At 72.3% G+C, this 19,920-nt stretch carries 17 protein-coding genes; 9 read left to right on the forward strand and 8 right to left on the reverse strand.

Going from position 1 to position 19,920, the window contains the following annotated elements:
- On the reverse strand, window positions 1-1,355 hold a 1,355-nt coding region (locus OERS_RS15580), incomplete at its 3' end, for a protein kinase domain-containing protein (RefSeq protein WP_139107877.1).
- A 120-nt stretch (window positions 1,356-1,475) separates the two neighbouring features.
- On the opposite strand from OERS_RS15580, the gene otsA reads away from it, so the two are divergent.
- The 4 genes from otsA (at window position 1,476) to OERS_RS15600 (ending at window position 6,680) form a co-directional block, all read left to right on the forward strand.
- Entirely contained in the window at window positions 1,476-2,942 is a 1,467-nt protein-coding gene (otsA, locus tag OERS_RS15585) for an alpha,alpha-trehalose-phosphate synthase (UDP-forming) (RefSeq protein ID WP_068626829.1), read from the forward strand.
- Complete coding sequence (locus tag OERS_RS15590; protein ID WP_068626831.1) at window positions 2,939-3,901, forward strand: trehalose-phosphatase; 963 nt, start codon at window positions 2,939-2,941, stop codon at window positions 3,899-3,901. The genes otsA and OERS_RS15590 overlap by 4 nt, the downstream gene beginning before the upstream one ends.
- A gap of 223 nt (window positions 3,902-4,124) precedes the next feature.
- Window positions 4,125-5,246: an ABC transporter ATP-binding protein gene (locus tag OERS_RS15595; protein WP_056645275.1), complete on the forward strand. Its 1,122-nt coding sequence runs from the start codon at window positions 4,125-4,127 to the stop codon at window positions 5,244-5,246.
- Window positions 5,247-5,438: 192 nt separating this feature from the next.
- Window positions 5,439-6,680 carry a DUF4032 domain-containing protein gene (locus OERS_RS15600; RefSeq protein WP_056645273.1) on the forward strand — a complete coding sequence of 414 codons (1,242 nt, stop codon included), beginning with the start codon at window positions 5,439-5,441 and terminating at the stop codon, window positions 6,678-6,680.
- A 42-nt stretch (window positions 6,681-6,722) separates the two neighbouring features.
- Here OERS_RS15600 and OERS_RS15605 read toward each other — a convergent pair whose 3' ends face one another.
- The 5 genes from OERS_RS15605 to OERS_RS15625 all read right to left on the reverse strand — a co-directional run bounded on the left by OERS_RS15605 (window position 6,723) and on the right by OERS_RS15625 (window position 12,158).
- The gene (locus OERS_RS15605) at window positions 6,723-7,418 is read right to left on the reverse strand and encodes a YoaK family protein (protein ID WP_068626833.1); all 696 of its coding nucleotides are present in this window, start codon (window positions 7,416-7,418) and stop codon (window positions 6,723-6,725) included.
- A 196-nt stretch (window positions 7,419-7,614) separates the two neighbouring features.
- The gene (gene rlmB, locus OERS_RS15610; RefSeq protein WP_056645268.1) at window positions 7,615-8,637 is read right to left on the reverse strand and encodes a 23S rRNA (guanosine(2251)-2'-O)-methyltransferase RlmB; all 1,023 of its coding nucleotides are present in this window, start codon (window positions 8,635-8,637) and stop codon (window positions 7,615-7,617) included.
- 97 nt (window positions 8,638-8,734) lie between these two features.
- Window positions 8,735-10,174 (reverse strand): cysteine--tRNA ligase, encoded by a 1,440-nt coding sequence (gene cysS / locus OERS_RS15615; protein WP_068626835.1) that lies wholly within the window; start codon window positions 10,172-10,174, stop codon window positions 8,735-8,737.
- 158 nt (window positions 10,175-10,332) lie between these two features.
- Window positions 10,333-10,728 (reverse strand): PPOX class F420-dependent oxidoreductase, encoded by a 396-nt coding sequence (locus OERS_RS15620; RefSeq protein ID WP_056645264.1) that lies wholly within the window; start codon window positions 10,726-10,728, stop codon window positions 10,333-10,335.
- 89 nt (window positions 10,729-10,817) lie between these two features.
- Complete coding sequence (locus OERS_RS15625) at window positions 10,818-12,158, reverse strand: type III PLP-dependent enzyme domain-containing protein (RefSeq protein WP_083201528.1); 1,341 nt, start codon at window positions 12,156-12,158, stop codon at window positions 10,818-10,820.
- A 36-nt stretch (window positions 12,159-12,194) separates the two neighbouring features.
- Here OERS_RS15625 and OERS_RS15630 point away from each other — a divergent pair, with 36 nt between their 5' ends.
- Complete coding sequence (locus OERS_RS15630) at window positions 12,195-13,598, forward strand: D-arabinono-1,4-lactone oxidase (RefSeq protein WP_068626837.1); 1,404 nt, start codon at window positions 12,195-12,197, stop codon at window positions 13,596-13,598.
- Between the two features lie 118 nt (window positions 13,599-13,716).
- On the opposite strand, the gene OERS_RS15635 is transcribed toward OERS_RS15630, so the two are convergent.
- Window positions 13,717-14,355 (reverse strand): TetR/AcrR family transcriptional regulator, encoded by a 639-nt coding sequence (locus OERS_RS15635; RefSeq protein ID WP_068626839.1) that lies wholly within the window; start codon window positions 14,353-14,355, stop codon window positions 13,717-13,719.
- A gap of 184 nt (window positions 14,356-14,539) precedes the next feature.
- Between OERS_RS15635 and OERS_RS15640 the strand changes: the two genes are divergently transcribed.
- Window positions 14,540-15,118: a hypothetical protein gene (locus OERS_RS15640; protein WP_068626841.1), complete on the forward strand. Its 579-nt coding sequence runs from the start codon at window positions 14,540-14,542 to the stop codon at window positions 15,116-15,118.
- 13 nt (window positions 15,119-15,131) lie between these two features.
- Here OERS_RS15640 and OERS_RS15645 read toward each other — a convergent pair whose 3' ends face one another.
- On the reverse strand, window positions 15,132-16,202 hold the full coding sequence (locus OERS_RS15645) for a LacI family DNA-binding transcriptional regulator (protein ID WP_068626843.1): 1,071 nt from the start codon (window positions 16,200-16,202) through the stop codon (window positions 15,132-15,134).
- A 336-nt stretch (window positions 16,203-16,538) separates the two neighbouring features.
- Here OERS_RS15645 and OERS_RS15650 point away from each other — a divergent pair, with 336 nt between their 5' ends.
- The 3 genes from OERS_RS15650 to OERS_RS15660 all read left to right on the forward strand — a co-directional run bounded on the left by OERS_RS15650 (window position 16,539) and on the right by OERS_RS15660 (window position 19,847).
- Entirely contained in the window at window positions 16,539-17,861 is a 1,323-nt protein-coding gene (locus tag OERS_RS15650; RefSeq protein ID WP_068626845.1) for an ABC transporter substrate-binding protein, read from the forward strand.
- Between the two features lie 85 nt (window positions 17,862-17,946).
- Complete coding sequence (locus tag OERS_RS15655; RefSeq protein ID WP_235534067.1) at window positions 17,947-18,903, forward strand: carbohydrate ABC transporter permease; 957 nt, start codon at window positions 17,947-17,949, stop codon at window positions 18,901-18,903.
- Window positions 18,904-18,914: 11 nt separating this feature from the next.
- Window positions 18,915-19,847 (forward strand): carbohydrate ABC transporter permease, encoded by a 933-nt coding sequence (locus OERS_RS15660; RefSeq protein WP_082848985.1) that lies wholly within the window; start codon window positions 18,915-18,917, stop codon window positions 19,845-19,847.
- The last annotated feature ends 73 nt before the right edge of the window (window positions 19,848-19,920 follow it).

Here is a 19,920-nt window from a genome sequence, read left to right on the forward strand (position 1 = left end):
GGCACGGCGTACCCGGGCGGAGGGACCGGGGCTCGTCCCGGCGCTGCGGCGGGGACCGGGCCCTGGAGCTGGACCGGCGAGACGCGCGGGACCACCGAGGGCGGCGGCTGCGGCGCCGGCACGGGTGCACCCGACGGGACCGCGGGCATCGCGACCGTCCGCCCGTCGTTGGCGAGGACCTGCGTCGCCGCGAGCGGCGGGATCGAGGGAGCACCGGGGACCGGGACCGCCGAACGGGTCACGGACACCACGCTCGTCGGCATGACGTCGACGGCCGACGCGGGGAGCGCCACGGTGGCAGCAGCACCCGCACCCGCACCTGCGCCCGCGACCTTCGTCGCGGCGGGGAGGGTCGGGGTGGTGGCCGCCGCGCTGCCGACGGCCGCGAGCGTCGCGGCGAGGGCCCCGGCAGCCGCTGCGCCGACTCCCTGCCCGCTGAAGGTCGGCGGGACGATCGCGGTCGCTCCCGTGGCGGGTGACGCCGTCGGGCCGTCCCCCTCGTCCGCGGCGCGCCGCAGGACCTCGGCGACCTCCGACGGCCCCAGGCGCCGCGCAGGGTCGGCCCCGAGGGCCGCCGCGAGCGCACCAGCGGTCCGCGGGCCGAGCCCCGCCAGGTCGGCCTCGCCCGTGCGGGCGCGCGCCAGGACGGCCTCGACCGGGCGCATGCCGAACGGCGGGCGGCCCGTGGCGGCGAAGGCCAGGACGGCCGACCATCCCCACCAGTCGCTGTTGGCGCTCGGCGCGGCCCCTTCGAGGAGCTCGGGGGCCAGGTAGCCGGGCGTACCCATGACCAGGCCGGTCGACGTCGCACGGGCCTCGTCGAGGCCGTGCGCGATGCCGAAGTCGATGAGCACCGGGCCGTTCTGGGTCACCAGGACGTTGCTCGGCTTGAGGTCGCGGTGCACCACGCCCGCGCTGTGGACGGCCTCGAGCGCCTCGGCGAGCTGGTCCGCGAGCTCGAACAGGTCGCGCGCGTCGAGCGGTCCCCCCGTCGCGATCTCCTCCTCGAGGTTGGGGCCGTCGACGAGCTCGGTGACGATGAAGGCGTCCGAGCCGTCGAGCTCGACGTCGAGGATCTGCGCGACCGCCGGGTGCCGCAGCCGTTGGAGCGCGACGGCCTCGCGGCGCAGGCGGTCCCGGCCCTGGGCGTCGACGTCGAGGTGCGCGTGCAGGAACTTCATCGCGACGAGGTTCCCGCCGCCGTCCTCGGCCTCGTAGACCGCGCCCATGGCGCCGGCACCGAGCCGCGCGAGGATGCGGTAGCCCCCGACCTCGCTGCCCGCCGGCAGCCCGCCACGGCGCGCGGTGCCGTTGCTCCGCGCCGGGTCGACAGATCTGCTGCTGGCCTCCTCCATGGTGTCAAGGTATCGACAAAACGCGTCCGTGCCCTGCTCTCCCGTGAGCAGGTGAGACGCGGCACAGATAACCTGGGGGGAGATTCACGGACGTCCAACCGAATATCAAGGAGATCTCCATTGACTGGCAAAGACGGCTACGACCTCGTCGTGGTGTCCAACCGGCTCCCGGTCGACTTCACGGTCGACCACGAGGGACGCGTCGACTGGAAGCGCTCCCCCGGAGGGCTCGTCACGGCTCTCGAACCGGTCATGCAGAAGTCGGACGGCGCCTGGGTGGGCTGGTCCGGCGCGCCTGACCTCGAGGTCGAGCCCTTCGACGCGGACGACATGCGGCTCGTGCCCGTGACCCTCTCCGCGACCGAGATCGAGCGCTACTACGAGGGCTTCTCGAACGACACGCTGTGGCCGCTCTACCACGACGTGATCGCTCCCCCCGCGTTCCACCGGCAGTGGTGGGACGCCTACCGGCGCGTCAACCAGCGCTTCGCGGACGCCGCCGCGGCACAGGCCGACCACGGTGCGACCGTCTGGGTGCACGACTACCAGCTCCAGCTCGTGCCCCGCATGCTGCGCGAGCAGCGACCCGACCTGCGGATCGGCTTCTTCAACCACATCCCCTTCCCCCCGCTCGAGCTGTTCCAGCAGCTCCCGTGGCGCCGTCAGGTCATCGACGGGCTCCTGGGCGCGGACCTCATCGGCTTCCAGCGCGCGGGCGACGCGTCGAACTTCATCCGGGCCGTGCGCCGGCTGACCGGGTACACGACCCGTGGGCCCATCGTCACGACCCCCGCGACCGAGGACAGCCCCGCCCGCCACGTGCGCGCCGCGGCCTTCCCCATCTCGATCGACTCGCACACGTTCGACGAGCTCGCCCGGACCCCCGAGGTCCAGGCCCGCTCGCGCGAGATCCGCGCCGACCTGGGCGACCCCGAGGTCATGATGCTCGGGGTCGACCGGCTCGACTACACCAAGGGCATCCGGCACCGGATCAAGGCCTACGGCGAGATCCTCCAGGACGGGCGCATCGACGTCGAGCACGTCACGCTCGTCCAGGTCGCGAGCCCCAGCCGCGAGAACGTGGGCGCCTACCAGGAGCTGCGCGAGCAGGTCGAGGGCCTCGTGGGGCGCATCAACGGCGAGTACGCCGAGATCGGCCACGCGGCGATCCACTACCTCCACCACTCGTACCCGCCCGAGGAGATGGCCGCGCTCTACCTCGCGGCCGACGTCATGCTCGTCACCTCGCTGCGCGACGGCATGAACCTCGTCGCCAAGGAGTACATCGCGGCCCGCTCGGACGACCAGGGCGTGCTCGTGCTGTCGGAGTTCACGGGCGCGGCCGACGAGCTCGCGAGCGGCGCGCTGCTCGTCAACCCGCACGACATCGACGGCATGAAGGACATCATCGTCGCCGCGGCCCACATGGACCCCCGTGAGCAGCGCAAGCGGATGCGCCGGCTGCGTCGACGCGTCCTCGCGGACGACGTCTCGAAGTGGTCCGAGTCCTTCCTCGGCGTGCTGCAGGCCATGCCGTCGCGCGACACGCCCCGCCGCCAGGAACCGGCCGAGGGAGAGGGCGCGTGACGGCGTCGGGCCCCGGGACCGCTCTCGACGGCGGGCTCGAGCGCGACCTCGCCGCGTTCGCGGCGCTCGCCCCCCGCACGCCCGACGGCGGCGCGCCGGCGGGCGGGCCCCTGCTCGTGGCGAGCGACTTCGACGGGGTGCTCGCCCCCCTGGGCGACGACCCGCTCGCGTCGCGCCCCACCCCGGCGTCGGCGGCCGCGCTCGCGCGGCTCGCGACGCTCGGCCCGGACCGCGTGCGCGTCGCGCTCGTGTCGGGCCGCCGGATCGAGGACCTCGCACGCCTGGCCTCGCCGCCCCTGGGGGCGCTGCTCGTCGGGAGCCACGGCGCCGAGACGGGCGAGGTGCTGGCTCCTGCCCCCGAGGGCGGTCCGGCCGACGGTCCTGGTGTTGCCGGCGGGGCCGACGGGGCTGACGGTGCCGGCGCCGGCGACGCACCCGGTGCGCAGAGCCAGGTCCGCGCGGACGGGACCACGGCCCGCGTCCGCCTCGTGCCCGTCGCGCTCGACGACAGCCAGACCACCCTCCTGGACCGCGTCACGCAGGGCCTCGAGGAGATCGCGGCCCCCGTCGAGGGCGCCTGGGTCGAGTACAAGCCCTCCGCCGCGGTGCTGCACACCCGCCTGTCCTCCCAGCTCGCGGCCGACGAGGCCTCGGCCGCCGCGGCGCTGCTCGGCGACGAGCTGGGCGCGCACGCCATGACGGGGAAGAACGTCGTCGAGATCGCGGTCACGAGCACCTCGAAGGGCATCGCGCTCGACGCGCTGCGCACGAGCCTGGGGTCGCCCGCGGTGCTCTACCTGGGCGACGACGTGACCGACGAGAGGGCGTTCGCCGTGCTCGGCGCGTCCGACCTCGGGATCAAGGTCGGCCCGGGCGAGACGCTCGCACGCCGGCGCGTCGCCGACCCCGCCGAGGCGGCCCGTGCGCTCACGGCGCTCGCCGACCTGCTGGGCGCCTGAGGACCGTTACCCGGACGTGACCGGGGTGTGACGGAGAACTCAGCGGGCGGGGGTAGGATGCCGAGCAACGATGACGTCGGACCCCCAGGTCCCCGGACGACCGGAAACCCTGGAGGTTCGGCTTCTTCTGTGTCACAGCAGACACGCACCACGTGAAAGCGCGGCACGTCACTACACAACGGATCGTCCGGCACGTACCTGCCGGTGGAGGGATGTACCCATCATGGCTACGGTCACTTTCGACCACGCAACGCGGCTCTACCCGGGGACCGAGCGCCCTGCGGTGGACCAGCTCAACCTGCACATCGAGGACGGCGAGTTCCTCGTCCTCGTCGGCCCCTCGGGTTGTGGCAAGTCGACCTCGCTCCGCATGCTCGCGGGCCTCGAGGACGTCAACGGCGGGCACATCTTCATCGGTGACCGCGACGTCACCGACGTGCAGCCCAAGGACCGCGACATCGCGATGGTGTTCCAGAACTACGCGCTGTACCCGCACATGTCCGTCGCGGACAACATGGGCTTCGCGCTGAAGATCGCCGGCACGCCCAAGGCGGACATCCGCCAGCGCGTCGAGGAGGCTGCGAAGATCCTCGACCTGTCCGAGTACCTGGACCGCAAGCCGAAGGCCCTCTCGGGTGGTCAGCGCCAGCGTGTCGCCATGGGCCGCGCGATCGTCCGCCAGCCGCAGGTCTTCCTCATGGACGAGCCGCTGTCGAACCTCGACGCCAAGCTCCGTGTCCAGACCCGTACGCAGATCGCGTCGCTCCAGCGCCGCCTCGGTGTCACGACCGTCTACGTCACGCACGACCAGACCGAGGCCCTCACCATGGGTGACCGCATCGCGGTCCTCAAGGACGGCCTCCTGCAGCAGGTCGGCACGCCGCGCGACATGTACGACACCCCGGCCAACGTGTTCGTCGCCGGCTTCATCGGCTCCCCCGCCATGAACCTCGCGACCTTCACCGTGAACAACGGTGCAGCCGAGGTCGGCGCGGCGCGCATCCCGCTCGACCGCGAGGTCGTCGCCAAGATCACCGAGGCCGACAAGGGCAAGGTCACGGTCGGCTTCCGCCCCGAGTCCCTCGAGGTCACCACGCAGGCGAACGAGAACGCGTTCGCCGTCGAGGTCAACATCGTCGAGGAGCTCGGCTCCGACGCGTTCGTCTACGGCACCCTCAAGGGTGACCTGGCCAGCGCCGACGTCCACTCGGGTGCTGGTGACAACCAGATCATCGTCCGCGTCGACCCGCGCAACGTGCCCGCCAAGGGCGAGCGCATCCACGTGGCGATCCGCCCGGGCAACACGCACATCTTCTCGACCGCGACGGGCCTGCGTCTCAGCTGACCTCTAGCGACACGGGGGCGGGCTCGGCTGTGTGCCGGGTCCGCCCCTTTCGCATATCCTTCCCCGTGGCTGCGGAACGTCCGCAGCCGTGACCGACGACGGGTGCGGACCCGCGGCGACCTGCCGCACGGCGCGCACCGCAGTCCGCCGAGCCACCCCGCGCGACCGGCCACCGCGGAGAAAGGACCTGTCATGGTGCAGAACCTGCAGATCACCGCGTCAGCCCCCGACCCAGCCCTGCTCGACCTCCCCTGGGACATCCCGCTCGAGCAGTGGCCAGACGAGGTGCTCGCAGCCCTCCCCCGCGGTATCTCCCGCCACATCGTGCGCTTCGTGCGCATGTCCGGGCGCGTCATCGCGATCAAGGAGATCGGCGAGTCCGTCGCGTACCGCGAGTACGAGCTCCTGCGCCAGCTCAGCCGCATGGACGTGCCGAGCGTCGTGCCCGTCGGGGTCATCACCGGCCGCTCCGACGCGAACGGCGAGCGCCTCGAGGCCGTGCTCATCACCGAGCACCTGCAGTTCTCGCTGCCCTACCGCGCGCTCTTCAGCCAGGCCCTCCAGCCCGACACCGCGACCCGGCTCATCGACGCCCTCGCGGTGCTGCTCGTGCGCCTGCACCTCATCGGCTTCTACTGGGGCGACGTGTCGCTGTCCAACACGCTCTTCCGACGTGACGCCGAGACCTTCGCGGCCTACCTCGTCGACGCGGAGACGGGAGACCTGCACCGCGAGCTGAGCCCGGGCCAGCGCAGCTACGACGTGGACCTCGCGCGGACCAACATCATCGGCGAGCTCATGGACCTCTCGGCGGGCGAGCTCCTCGACGAGGACATCGACGAGATCCTCGTGGGCGACGCGCTCGTCGCACGGTACAACGAGCTCTGGGACGCCCTCACGAACGCCGAGTCGTTCGCGTCCGACGAGCGCTGGCGCGTCGCGGCCCGCATCGAACGCCTCAACAACCTGGGGTTCGACGTCGGCGAGCTCGACATCACGACCGACATCGACGGGACCACGGTCCAGATCCAGCCCAAGGTCGTCGACGCCGGGCACCACTCGCGCCGCCTCATCCGGCTCACGGGGCTGGACGTGCAGGAGAACCAGGCGCGCCGGCTCCTCAACGACCTCGACTCCTACCGCGCGGCGGCCGAGCGGCAGAACGACGACGAGGAGTTCGTCGCGCACGACTGGCTCAGCGGCGTGTTCGAGCCCACGATCCAGGCCGTGCCGCGCGACCTGCGGCGCAAGCTGCAGCCTGCTCAGCTCTTCCACGAGATCCTCGACCACCGCTGGTTCATCTCCGAGAAGGCCGGGCGCGACATCCCCATGCCCGAGGCCACGGCGTCGTACGTGGAGAACGTGCTGCGGCACCGGCCCGACGAGAAGGCGATCCTGGGCCTGGCCCCGGGCGAGGTCGACCAGCAGGAGTGAGGCTCGGCGGGGGCGCAGGCCTTGACGGCCAGGCCTCCGGGCTCAGGGACGCGTCGTGACTGCCGGCACGGCGTCCTGGCGTCGGTAGCGCTCACCCACGAGGGCCGTACCGAGCGCGATGACCCCGGGCACCACGAGGGCCACCTCGAGCCCCGCGCGCAGCACGAGAGCCCCCGTGGCCGCGCCCGCACCGAGCGCGAGGACCGCGGACACCCGACGGACCCATGCCTCCCGGCCCTGGCTGCCCTGGAAGTAGTCGGCGGCCAGTCCCGTGAGCGTCGAGGTGACCACGGTCGTCGTGAGGTCCTTGACCGACAGGTGCCGTGCGGTCGCTGCCTGGGTGCCCATCGACAGCCCGAGCACCGCCACGATCACGAGCAGGTGCCATCCCCTGGGTTCCCCGACCAGGGCGGCCGCGACGGACGCGGCGAGCACGCCCACACCGACCCCCGCGAACAGTCCGGTGGTCGTCCGGTGCCAGCCGGCCGGGTGGTTGCGGAACGCGTACCCCGCGATCCCTGCTCCCCCGACGTACGCCACGAGGGCGACGAGCGGGCCGGCCGTAGGGACGTCCTGACCGCCGGCCAGTCCCATCCCGAGGATGAGCACGTTGCCGGTCATGTTGGCCGTGAAGACCTGGTCCAGGGCCAGGTAGCAGATGCCGTCGATGATGCCCGTCGAGAACGTCAGGACGAGGAGCAGCACCCGGTAGTGCCGGTGCACGGGGTGAGGGTCCATGCCGCGAGCATGCCCCGGGAGACCACGGGGCGCACCCGCGGGCCGCGGTGCCGCGGGCCGCAGCGCCGCGGGCCTCGCGTACCCGCCCACGCCCCTGGACCGCGGGTCCGACCAGCCCAAGCAGCGCACAGGGCGCCTCACGGACCGCCTGGAGGCGGTCTGCGGGGCGCCCTGGGGCGACTCTCAGTGCGGGGGCTCAGTCCTCGGCGGCGCGCAGGCGCGCGACCTCGTAGAGCGAGATGCCGGCCGCGACGCCCGCGTTGAGCGACTCGACGTCCGAGAGGATCGGGATCGAGGCGACGACGTCGCACGTCTCGCGCACGAGGCGCGAGAGGCCCTTGCCCTCGGAGCCGACGACGAGCACGAGCGGGTCCTTGCCGAACGCGAGCTCACCCACGGCGACGGGGCCGCCGCCGTCGAGCCCGACGATGAAGCAGCCCGCGGCCTTGTACTCGGTGAGCGTGCGCACGAGGTTCGTCGCGCGGGCCACGGGCACGCGCGCCGCGGCCCCGGCGGACACCTTCCAGGCCGAGGCCGTGACACCGGCCGCGCGGCGCTCGGGCACCAGGACACCGTGCGCGCCGAACGCGCCCGCAGAACGCAGGACGGCGCCGAGGTTGCGCGGGTCGGTCACGCCGTCGAGCGCGACGATGAGCGGGGGCTCGCCCGCCTCGTGCGCCCGGTCGAGGAGGTCCTCGGGGTCGGCGTAGTCGTAGGGCGGGACCTGGATCGCGACGCCCTGGTGGACCGAGCCGTCGGTCATGCGGTCGAGCTCGGCCTTGGTGACCTCGAGGAGGTTGTACCCGCGCCCGGAGGCGATGTTCAGGATCTCCTTGGTGCGGTCGTCGGCCTCGAGGCGCGTCGCGATGTAGACCGCGGAGACCGGGATGTACGCACGGAGGGCCTCGAGCACCGCGTTGCGGCCGTTGACGACCTCGTTGGCGCTGCTCGAGCGGGTCGTGCGCGAGGGCGTGCGACCGCTCGGGCGGCCACCACGTGCTGCGCTCTTGGCGTCGTGCGAGCGGGGACCCGTCGAGGTGGCCTCGCGGCGCTCGGCCGCGACCTTGGCCTTGTGCGCCTTGTGGTAGGTGCGGTCCTCGGCCTTGGGCGTCGGGCCACGGCCCTCGAGCGAGCGACGGTTCTTGCCGCCCGTGCCGGCGACGGCGCCCTTCTTGTTGCTGCTGCGGGTCGCGCCGCGTCGTTGTGAGTTTCCAGCCATGGGTCTGCCCCGTCGGTCGATGTGAATGAGTGAAGTTGTCGGTGGCGGACCCCGCGCCCCGGTGGGCGCCGTCCGGCCGTCGGTCCAGGGCTCCTGGTCAGGTGCCCTGGCGTGCAGCGAGGGACCAGCGGGCCCCGTCGCTGGAGTCCTCCACGACGACCCCGGCGGCCGCGAGGCGGTCCCGGATCGCGTCGGAGGTGGCGAAGTCGCGTGCCGCCCGTGCCTGGGCGCGGGCGTCGAGCTCGGCGGTCACGACCGCGTCGAGCGCGTGGCGGTACCGGGTGTCCCCGGCGTCTGCCCACTGCTCGCCCGCGGGGTCCAGCCCCAGCACGTCGAGCATCGCGCGGATCGAGACGAGGTGGTGGCGGGCGACCGTGTCGGCGGCCGGCGACCGGTCGGCGAGCGCAGAGTTGCCCGCCCGCAGGTGCTCGTGGACCACGGCGAGCGCGGCCGGCACGTTGAGGTCGTCGTCCATGGCCGTCACGAACGCGGTCGGGAGCTCGGCCTCGCGCACGTCGGCGACGTCGACCTCGCCCACGCGCTCGCTCGCGCGCTGGACGAACCCGCTGAGCCGCTCCCACGTGGCCTCCGCCTCGGTCACGGTGTCCTGCGTCCACTCGAGCATCGACCGGTACTGGACCGCGGCGAGCGCGTAGCGCAGCACGGCCGGACTGGTCGTGGAGAGCACCTCGCGCACGAGCAGCCCGTTGCCGAGCGACTTGCTCATCTTGGCGCCGCCCTGGGTGACCCAGGCCGAGTGCAGCCAGTACTGGGCGAACCCGTCGCCGGCCGCGCGGGACTGCGCCTGCTCGTTCTCGTGGTGCGGGAACCGCAGGTCCAGGCCGCCGCCGTGGATGTCGAACGTGCTCCCCAGGTACCGGTGGGCCATGGCCGAGCACTCGAGGTGCCAGCCGGGCCGTCCGCGCCCGAACGGGGTGTCCCACGAGGCCGTGGCGGGTTCGCCGGGCTTGGGGGCCTTCCATAGCGCGAAGTCGCGCGGGTCGCGCTTGAGGGAGTCCTCGACCGGGTCCGCCGGGGCGGGGGCGAGGTCCTCGAGGCGCTGGTTCGTGAGCGAGCCGTAGTCCGCCCACGAGCGGACGTCGAACCACACGTCGCCGGGTCCGGTCGTGTAGGCGTGCCCCGAGTCGACGAGGCGCTGCATGAGCTCGACCATGTCCGGCACGTGCCCCGTGGCGCGGGGCTCGTAGGTCGGAGGCGTCACGCCCAGCGCGTCGTAGGCCGCGGTGAAGGCGCGCTCGTTGATCGCGGCCCACGCCCACCAGGGCTCGCCCGCGTCCACGGACTTGGCGAGGATCTTGTCGTCGATGTCCGTGACGTTGCGGATGAGGGTCACGCGCGAGCCCGTGCGACGCAGCCAGCGCACCAGGACGTCGAACGCGACGGCCGAGCGCATGTGGCCGATGTGCGGCGCCGACTGGACCGTCGCCCCACACAGGTAGATGCCGACCTCACCCTGGTTCTGGGGGATGAAGTCGCGCACGTCCCGCGTCGCGGTGTCGAACAGTCGAAGGCTCACGCCCGCAAGGTTACCGGGGTGCACCCCTCCCGGCAGAACCCGCCCCGGCGGGGGCGGCGCATCCGTGCGCGTCTTCACCCGCGCGAGCGGGTCGCGCAGGCCCGTCCGGCGAGCCGAGGACCCTGCCGGGCCCTCGCGCGACGGCGGCGCGGCTTCGGTCAGTCGCGCCAGTGGACCTTGGTCGGGGTCACGCGCACGACCACGCGGCGGTTGTCGGTGCCGTCGTCGCCCGTGTAGCGCTCGGCTCCCGTGTACTTCTGCGCGAGCGCGTGGATGAGCGAGGCCGAGGGGTCCTCCTCGATCGCGGCCTCGCCGCGCACCTCGAGGTACCGGTACGGGGCGTCACGCGGGTAGACGAGCACGCTCAGGCGGGGGTCGCGCCGCAGGTTGTCGGTCTTGCGGCGGCCGTGGATCGTCGAGAACACGATGTCCTCGCCGTCGCGCGCGACCCACACGACCGAGGTCTGCGGGCTGCCGTCGGCCTCGAGCGTGGCGACGGTGGCGAACTCGGGGGCGTCGAGGAGCGCCTTGGCGGCGTCGGGGAGGCTCGTCATGCCGTGCTCAATCGCGCGGGGACCGCGCGTATTCCCGTCAGCGCCCACCTTCTCAGCAGGTGGGACGTCCACCAGGCCCGACGGCGGCGCTACCCGAAGTTCTTGCCCTCGCCCCGGTAGGTGGGGACCTCCTCGACGACCTGGTCGCCGCGCACGAGCTGCACGCGGTCGAAGCGCTCCATGAGCTCGCCCGCCTTGGCGTGGCGGAACCAGACGCGGTCGCCCACCGCGAGCTCGCGCGCGTCGCGGCGGCCTCGGGCGACGTGCAGGGGCGTCTGGACCTCGCCGACGCCCTCGGACGACGTGAGCCGCCACCCGGGCTCGACGACCCGGGGCACGCGCGCGGCCCCTGCGGGCCCCGAGGCCACGTACCCGCCTGCGAACGCGGTCGCGTAGCCGGGCGCGGGGACGCGCACGACGTCGAGCCCGAAGTACGCCGAGGGGTGCGGCACGAACGAGCGGTACCCGTCGAACAGGCCGGGCACGAACAGGCCCGAGCCGGACGTCACCTCGGTCACGACGGGGTCGGCGGCGGACGTCTCGAGCGAGCCGGTCCCCCCGGAGTTCACGAGCTCGAGCTCGTGCCCGACGGCGTCGCGCACGGCCGCGATGACCTCGCCCCGGCGCGTGGACAGGTCGGCGACCGAGGCCTTCTTGACGAGCCGCACCGCGGGGCTCGTGTCGGGCAGCCCCGCGACCTGCGCCTCGTAGAACATCAGGCCGCGCACGCGCAGCCCGGGCACCGTCCCGATCGCGTGCGCGAGCGCAGCGGCCTCCGCGGGGGTGTGGACGGGTGAGCGGCGGGTCCCGAGGTGGACCGTGAAGGGCCCGACCCCCAGCCGCAGCGAGGCGTCGATGTCGAGGCACAGCAGGACGGGAGGGGTGCCTGCCTCGGCTGCGCCCTCGGACCTGCTCTCCGCAGCGTCCGCTCCCCGGTGCCCCGAGAGGGCGGTCGCCACGAGCGCGACCTGCGCGACGTCGTCGACCATGAGCGTGATCTCCCGGCGCGCGGCCGGGTCCGCCGCGAGCTCCGCGAGCGCCCGGCGGTCGACCGTCGGGTACGCGACCAGCACGTCGCGTGCGCCCTGCTCGACGAGCCACAGCGCCTCGGCCAGCGAGTACGCCATGATCCCCGTGAAGCCGAGCCGGCCCGCTCGCTCGACGAGCGAGCGCACGCGCACGGACTTGGACGCGAGGCGCACGGGCACTCCCCCGGCACGTGCCAGGAGCTCGCGGGCGTTGGCGTCGAACACGTCGAGGTCGACGACCGCGACCGGGCCCGGGACGCGCTCGGTCGCTGCGGACAGCCGGTCGCCCAGCGTGCGCGTCTCCTCCGACGAACCGGAGGATCGGGACCTATCGGTCGCACCTTCGGCGTGGGACCGGGCGGGCGGGTCCTGCGTGCTGCTCTGCACGGGCGTCGACGTCATGGTAGGAAACCTACCCCTCGTGAGATAGTGCCGGGTGTGACGAGCCAGCAGGCTCCCGGTTCATGGACGAACTGGGCGCGAAACCAGACCGCTGATCCCCTGCGCCGCGCTGCCCCGCGCGACACCGACGAGCTCGCGCAGACCGTGCGCAGAGCCGCGGACGACGGCCTGCACGTCCGGGCCGTCGGCGCCGGACACTCGTTCACGGGAGCCGCAGTCACCGACGGGCTCCTGCTGAGCCTCGACCACCTGCAGACGGTCGAGGACGTGACCCGCACCGAGACCGGCGCGCGCGTGACCGTGGGTGCGGGCATCCGCCTGCACCGGCTCAACGAGGTCCTGGCGTCGGCGGGGCTCGCGATGCGCAACCTCGGCGACATCGACCGCCAGTCGATCGCGGGCGCGATCTCGACCGGCACGCACGGCACGGGCGCCTCGCTCGGCGGTCTCGCGACCCAGGTGCGCGGGGTGCGCGTGGTCGGGGCCGACGGTTCGGTCACCGAGGCCACGCCCGAGCAGGATCCCGACCTGTTCGAGGCGAGCCGCCTGGGCCTCGGATCGACGGGCGTGCTCGCGGCCGTGACGCTCGACGTCGTCCCGGCGTTCCACCTGCGGGCCCAGGAGGAGCCCTGGCCGCTCGACCGGGTCCTCGAGGAGCTGAGCACCGCCTCGGGCGGTCGCGGGGGTGGCTCGGACGCCGAAGGGCTCGAGAACGCGCACGACCACTTCGAGTTCTACTGGTTCCCGCACACGCGCCGCGCGCTCACCAAGCGCAACGACCGCCTGGGTCCCGACGACGAGGCCTCGGCCTCCTTGCGCACTGCTCGCGGGGAGCGGCCGGGCGCCGTGACCCGGGCGCGCGCCTGGGTCGACGAGGAGCTGCTGTCCAACGGGGCGTTCGAGGTCATCAACCGGCTCGCGACGGCCGTGCCGCGCGCCACGCCTCGCATCAACGCGCTCTCGGCACGTGCTCTCGCCCCCCGCACGTACGTCGCGCCCTCGCACGAGGTGTTCGTCTCGCCGCGCCGCGTGCGGTTCCGCGAGATGGAGTACGCGGTGCCGCGCGCCGAGCTCGTGAACGTGCTCGAGGAGATCGACGCCTGGGTCAGGGCCTCGGGCGAGAACGTCCCGTTCCCGGTCGAGGTCCGGTTCGCCGCCGCGGACGACGTGTGGCTGTCCACGGCCCACGGCCGCGAGAGCGCCTACGTCGCGGTCCACCAGTACCTCCGCCTCCCGCACGAGCGCTACTTCGAGGGCGTCGAGAAGATCGTCGCGGGCGTGGGCGGACGACCGCACTGGGGCAAGCTCCACACGCTGGGCGCCGAGGACCTCGCGGAGCGCTACCCCCGCTTCGAGGACTTCCGCCGGGTCCGCGCCCAGGCCGACCCGGGCGGCGTGTTCGCGAACCCGTACACGGACCAGGTGTTCGGGCCGCGCTGACGGCGCGCGTCGCGGACGGGACGCGCGCCGCCCGGGGCGAGCGGCGCCCGGGGCGAGCGGCGCCGTCGGGCCTGCTCTGAGGAGCCGCACGCAGCCACCAGGGCTGCTGCGAGCCCCGTTACGAGGCCTCGGCGGGCTCCACCGGGCCCGGCACCGCACCGTCCGGGTGCACCACGAGCGACAGGACGTAGTCCGCGAGCGCGTGGAAGCTGCGGATCGTGGCCTCGTCGTCCTGCTGGACGAGCCACGCGATCTCGATCCCGTCGATGTACCCCGCGACGATGCGCGCGAGGAACGGCGTGTCCATCGAGTACGTGATGCCCGCGATCTCCGAGAGCTGGTCCAGGATGCCCTGCGTCATGGCCCACGTCTGCTCGAGGTGCGCCCGCGCGACCGGGCGCAGCGCACGGTTGCGCGACCCCGCGGTCGCGAACTCGAACGTCAGCAGCCGCATGTGGCGGCGCGGGGTGAGGCCCTGCCACAACCCGTCGGCGGCCGCGTGCGCGATCGTGTAGAGGTCCTGCGTGGGGTCCAGGGCCATGCGGACCGGGTCCGAGGCCACGAGCGCGACGCTGTGGCCCATGGCCCGGAGCATCGCGTCCTTGTCCTCGAAGCAGTAGTGGACCGTCCCGAGCGAGATCCCGGCCTCGGCCGCGACCCCGCGCACCGTGACGGCCTCCACCCCTTCGCGGATGGCGATCGACATCGCCGCGTCGACGATCTGTGCGCGGCGCTCCTCGATGGACATGCGGCTCATCGTCGAACTCCTTCGTGACCGTCCTCGGTGGTGCGCACGAACGTCGCCCGCTGTTGTCCACCATGCCTTCAATGTCGCATATTCGCATGTGGGAGCCGTGCGAGCAGGCCGAGCCACGACCTGGACGTGGCAGGCTGGGAGGGTCGGCTCCCGTCGGAGCCCGTCCCGGCCCGAAAGGACACCTGTGGCCCGCTCGCACCGCCCGCTCTCCCTCGTCGCCGCCTGCGCGCTGCTCGTGCCCCTGCTCGCGGGCTGCGGCGGCGCCACGCAGGAGGCGCCGCCGCCCGCGGCGACCTCGCAACCCGCCGAGATCACCGACGACGGCGTCTCGGTCACGCTGACCGTCCCCGCGGGCTGGGACCGTGCGGGGCAGGACGCGCCCCTCGTCGTCCGCACGGAGAAGCCGTTCGGCGACCCGGGCTTCACGGCCAACGTGGTCGTCACGACCGAGCCTCCCGGCGGGTCGACGCTCGCTGAGCAGACCGCCGCGGCTGCCGACTACCTGGCCGAGACCGCGGACTGGACCGTCGACCCGACGCAGCCGGGCCCGATCGAGCTCGCCGGGCTCCCCGCCCACCGGTTCGGGGGCACCCGCACGGTCGACGGCGTCGAGGTCTCCCAGGTCGAGACGATCGTCGAGGTCGCGACCTCGACGGGGACCGCGTTCGTGTTCGTCACGGAGTCGTTCGCGACGCAGGACGCCGACGGCGCCGCGCAGGCCCGCGCGGTGACCGACAGCCTGGTCGTGACGCCCGTCGGGTGACGGCAGGTCGCACCTACGCCCCGAGGGCTCCGAGGGCTCCGAGCGGTGAGGTCGACTCTCGCGGGACCAGGCGGCACGGGAGTTTCTCGACCCCTGACGCCCGCTGGCCGTCGATCGCGGCGAACAGGCGTTGCGCGGCGTAGCGCCCCAGGACCTCGAGGTTGTTGTCGACGCTCGTGAGCTCGGGTCGCGCGCCGAGCGCGAACTGCTCCCAGTTGTCGAACCCGATGACCGAGACGTCGCCCGGAACGTCCCGGCCGAGCTCACGGAGAGTCTCCAGCACGCCCCGGGCGATCTGGTCGCTCGCGGCGAAGATCGCGTCGATCGACGGGTCCTTGGCCAGGAGCATGGCCGTTGCGCTCCGTCCCCATCTCTCCGACCACTCCCCAAACAGCACGCCGTCCCCCGCGAGCTCGAGCCCCGCTGCCGAGAGTGCCGCGGCCGTGCCGGCGGCGCGGTCCTGGGCTGCCGCGTACGTGGGGTCTCCCGAGACGTGCGCGATGCGCCGGCGCCCGCACGCGATGAGGTGCTCGACGGCGACCCGCCCACCCGCGACGTTGTCGGGCACGATCGAGAGGTCCGCGTCGTCCTGGGACGGCGCGTAGGCGTAGACCACGGGCACGGGGAGCCGCTGGCCCAGCGACTGACGCGGGTCCGTCTGGCGCCCGACGACGATCAGACCGTCGACGCGACGCGAGAGCAGCGCCTGGAGGTGGTACTGCTCGCGGATCGAGTCGCCTCGTGCGTCGCACAGGAAGACCGAGACGCGGCCCGCCCCGAACGCGTCTTCGGCGCCCATGAGGATGGGGATGACGAAGCGTCCCTCGAGGTCGCTCGTGAGCAGGCCGACCGTGCCGGTCCGGCCCGCGAGCAGCCCACGGGCGAGCGCGTTGGGCTGGAACGACAAGCGCTCGGCCGCCTCCATGACCCGCGTCCTGGTCTCGGCCTTGACCTGGTCACGCCCGTTGAGCGCCTTGGAGGCCGTGGCCACCGAGACGCCCGCGAGCCGGGCGACGTCGGTCAGCGTGACCGAGCGCTTGGCCCGGTCGACCGGCGGGGATCCCCCTTCGTCCTCGCGCACCATCGTCCTGCTCCCTCGAGATGTTCCGGGCCCCTGGTGGGTCCGGAGGTCGTGACGAAACTGTAACCCCCTCAGCGGGTTGACGGCTCCCCCACTCCGCAATAGTCTCAGAAAACCTTTTCGGCGACTTTCGCAAGAGGCTATGTGAGCGCTAACCTGCTCCTATCGGCCTCAACATGCGGATAGATCTCGTCGTGGAGGCAGGGCCGTCACGGTCGCCAGATGTCCGTGACGTGCTTCCGAAACGGTTTCGTCGCCGTGCGCAGGACCCCTGGACGTGCAGAGCAGCACCCGAACACCCCCCGCACCACCCTCAACGAAGAGAGCTTGGAGGCTCGAATGAGCACCACACGGAAGTCGATCCGCGCAGTCCGCCCGTTGGCGGCCCTCCTCACGGTCGGCATGCTGGCCACGAGCCTGGCGGCGTGCTCGCCCGCCGAGGACACCGACAGCGGGTCGGGCGGCGACACCGCCGCGAGCGACTCGCCCGAGGGGGTCGACGACGGCACGCAGCTCACGCTGTGGACGCGCGCCCCGATGGAGAAGCAGGCCACCCTCCTGGTCGACGCGTACAACGCGAGCCACGAGAACCAGGTCTCTCTGACCATCACGCCCAACGACGACTACGTCGCGAAGGTCGGCGCGGCGGCCGGCAGCGGGAGCCTCCCGGACCTCTTCGCCGCGGACATCGTCTACGTCCCGAACTGGACCTCCCAGGGCCTGTTCACCGACATCACCGACCGGATCGACGGGCTCCCCTACGCCGACGAACTCGCGCAGGGCCACATCGACGCCGGGACGTACGAGGACCAGGAGTACGTCCTGCCGTTCGTCCTCGACCTCTCGGTCATGTTCTACAACAAGGACCTCTACCGCGAGGCCGGGCTCGACCCCGAGAAGCCGCCGACAACGCTCAAGGAGTACGGCGAGCACGCCAAGGCCATCAGCGCGCTGGGCAAGGACGGCGTGTCCGGCACGTACTTCGGCGGCAACTGCGGCGGGTGCACGCTCTTCACGTGGTTCCCGTCGGTCTGGGCCGGCGGCGACCAGGTCCTGAGCGCCGACGGCACCGAGTCCCTGCTCGCGAGCGACACGGCCAAGGACGTCTACGCGGTCTACAAGGACATGGTCGACTCGGGTGCGATCGGCACCGGCACCAAGGACGAGACCGGCGCGACGTGGACCGGCCCGTTCCAGGAGGGCAAGGTCGGCGTGATGCCGTACCCCGCGACCCTGCTGTCCACCGCGGCCGAGACGGTCGACGTCGGTGTCGCCCCGATCCCCGGGCCCGACGGCGGAGAGTCCACGTTCGTGGGCGGCGACGGCATCGGGATCTCCAAGGACTCGAAGAACGAGGCGGCCGCCTGGAACTTCCTCTCGTGGCTCACGAGCGAGGACGCGCAGGTCGAGGTCCTGGCCAAGAACAACGACGTCGTGTCGCGCGCAGACCTGGCCGACAACAAGTACGCGGCCGTCGACCCGCGCCTCGTGACGATCAACGAGGTCGCGGCCAAGGGCAGCACGCCCGTCGCGATCAACTTCCAGCAGGCGTTCAACGCTCCCGACAGCCCGTGGCTGACGCTCGTCCGTGGAGCGGTGTTCGGCGACGCGAAGAACATCGACGCCGACAACGACGAGATCACGGCCGTCCTCGACCAGTAACCAGCTCCGTCCGCCGAGGACGAGCACCGTGGTGGGTGCGCACCGTCGCACCCACCACGGTCCACCCGAGTCAGAGAGGACTCCCGTGACCACGCACACCACGGCCCCCGTGAGCACCCCGAGGCCCGCGGCCCGCCCTGCAGGGCGCCGCCGCAAGCGCAGCGCCCTGCGCGGCCGGGGAGCCCAGGGCTGGCTCTACGCGATGCCCACCGCCGTCTTCGTCGGGCTCTTCTTCATCGTCCCGATCCTCCTCGTCGTGCAGATGTCGGTCTCCGACTGGCCCCTGCTCGCGGGCAACCGCGGCCCCAACTTCCCCGAGAACTTCCAGGACGTCGTCGCCAACAAGTACTTCTGGCCCTCGATCGTCTTCACGCTGAAGTACACGGTGATCGCGACGGTCCTCCTCCTGGGCCTCGGGCTCGGGATGGCGCTGCTGGTCCAGGAGAGCACACGGTGGAAGGGGTTCCTGCGCACCGCTTTCCTCGTCCCCAGCGCGCTCGGCCTGGCGTCCGCCTCGCTCCTGTTCTACGCGCTCTACTCCCCCCAGTCCGGCCCGATCAGCCCCTTCCTCGAGAAGCTCGGGCTGGTCGACGAGCCCATCTCCTTCCTCGGGACGCCCACCGCGGCCCTGTGGTCGACCGTCTTCCTCATCGTGTGGCGCTTTGCGGGCTTCTACATGCTCCTGCTCCTGGTGGGCCTGCAGAACATCCCCGGCGAGGTGTACGAGGCGGCACGCATCGACGGCGCCAAGCCGTTCCAGATCTTCCGGAGCATCACCCTGCCGCTCCTGCGCCCCTCGCTCATGCTCTGCACGATCATGTGCGTCACGGGCTCGCTGCTCGCGTTCGACCAGTTCTACATCCTGACCAAGGGCGGCCCGGACAACAGCACCATCACGGTCGTCCAGCTCATCTACAACATGGCGTTCCAGGGCCAGAACGACCTGGGCCGTGCTGCCGCCCTGTCGATCCTCGTGCTCCTGGCCCTGATCGTCATCAACGCCCTGCAGTTCCGCGGCATGCGCCAGACGGACGAGAAGTGAGGACCCCGGACATGCCCACCACGACCGAGACCCCGTCCGCTCCCGTCCCCTCGTCCGCGACCGCCGCGCCACCCGCGCCGGCACGGCGACGACGACGGGTCGGGCGCGCAGCCCCGACCACGACGCTCGGGGGCCTCGCCCTGCGTACGCCGTACTACGTCTTCACGGGCGGCCTCGCCCTGATCTTCCTCTTCCCGCTCATCTGGGCCGGCGTCGCCTCGGTCTCGCCGCAGGCGGGCAGCGCGCAGACCGACGGCTGGGGGTTCGGGAACTACGTGACCCTCGCGGGCTACCAGGCCGGGATCGGGCAGTACCTCCTGAACTCGGTCGTGGTCTCCGGGCTGACCGTGCTGTTCACCCTGGTGACCTCGCTCCTCGGCGGCTACGCGTTCGCCCGCTTCGCGTTCCCCGGCAAGAACATCCTCTTCATGCTGACGCTCGGGATCCTGATGGTGCCCTACGCGACCCTGCTGATCCCGCTCTACGTCCTCCTGAACGCCCTGCACCTGCAGAACTCGCTCCTCGGGCTCGCGCTGGTCCTGACGATGTTCCAGCTCCCGTTCGCGACCTTCATGATGCGGATCTCGTTCGAGTCCGTCCCCACCGAGATGGAGGAGGCGGCCCTCGTCGACGGGTGCACGTCGTTCGGAGCACTGCGGCGGGTGCTGCTGCCCGCGGTCAAGCCCGGGCTCATCACGGTCGGCCTCTTCGCGTTCCTCGCGGCCTGGAACGACTTCATCGCGCCGCTGATCCTCATCTCCGACTCGTCCAAGCTCCCGCTCCCGCTGGCCGTGGCCAACATGCGCCAGCAGATCATGGGCATCGTCGACTACGGGGCCACCGAGGCGGGCGTGGTCGTCCTGGCCCTGCCGTGCGTCGTCCTCTTCCTGCTGCTGCAGCGGCACTACGTCCAGGGCTTCATGTCGGGCGCGCTCAAGGGCTGACCTCCGGGTCGCCCGCGCAGTCCTGCCCCACCCATCACCTCGCCCATCCTCGTGGGCCTCGACCTCACCGGAG

This window comes from Oerskovia enterophila, from assembly GCF_001692445.1.
Lineage (GTDB): Bacteria > Actinomycetota > Actinomycetes > Actinomycetales > Cellulomonadaceae > Oerskovia > Oerskovia enterophila.